1 protein-coding gene is annotated in these 912 nt (G+C 64.8%); it reads left to right on the forward strand.

Going from position 1 to position 912, the window contains the following annotated elements; all coding sequences use genetic code 11:
* The coding region (locus tag B5F22_RS12375) for a hypothetical protein (RefSeq protein ID WP_343223956.1) at nt 1–912 on the forward strand (912 nt) is incomplete at both ends.

The following is a 912-nucleotide window of genomic DNA, read 5'->3' on the forward strand; positions in this document are numbered from 1 at the left end:
CGACTACCAGACCTGCAACGTCACCGTGACCGCCAATGAGGGCGGCACCGTGTCTCCCGCTGGCACCACCGCTGTCACCGAGGGCGAGTCCTTCACCCTCACCATCACCCCCGACGCCTACTATCATGTGGAGTCCGTGGTGGTCAACGGTGAGACCGTCACCGTCACCGACAACACCTACACCCTGGACAGCGTCACCAGCGAGACCACCATTGAAGTGACCTTCGCTCCCGACGTCACCCGCGACGACCTCCAGGCTCTGGTGGACGCCGCCGACGGCAAGGTGGGCGAGTGGTACACCAGCGGCTGGGATGCCTACGCCAAGGCCATTGCGGACGCCACCGAGCTGCTGAAGGAGGAGAACCCCTCCGTCTCCGCTCTGGGCGAGGCCAAGACCGCCATCGAGACCGCTCTGGCCGCTCTGGTGGAGCGTGAGCAGTACACCACCGAAGATCCCTTCTACTTCCCCAACGAGAAGGGCGTGTCCGTGACTCTGGAAGCTGAGTTTGCTCAGCTGCACAACGTGGAGCTGGCCTCCGACGGCCAGTGGGCTCTGTGTGTGGCCGAGGCCGACTGGGCCAGCCACGGCGAGTTCATCAACTGCCTGAACCAGCAGGACACCATCTCCTTCCCCTATGAGGCCAAGACTGCTGGTACCTACACCGTCACCGCCACCTACCGCAGCGGCGACACCAACAACTCCCTGGCCTGGAGCGAGCCCGACGGCAAGATTGCCTCCGGCACCGTCTCCGCTGGTGCTGGCGACAGCGCCACTCAGACCCACACCGTCACCTTCGAGATCGAGATCACCGAGGCCGGCGCCGGCACTCTGGTGTTCACCGGTCCCGACAAGAAGTCTCCCCAGCTGGACAAGCTGGTCATCGAGCTCAAGGAGGCCGCTGAGCCCCAGCC

Source organism: Pseudoflavonifractor sp. An187 (assembly GCF_002160275.1).
Classification (GTDB): domain Bacteria; phylum Bacillota; class Clostridia; order Oscillospirales; family Oscillospiraceae; genus Enterenecus; species Enterenecus faecium.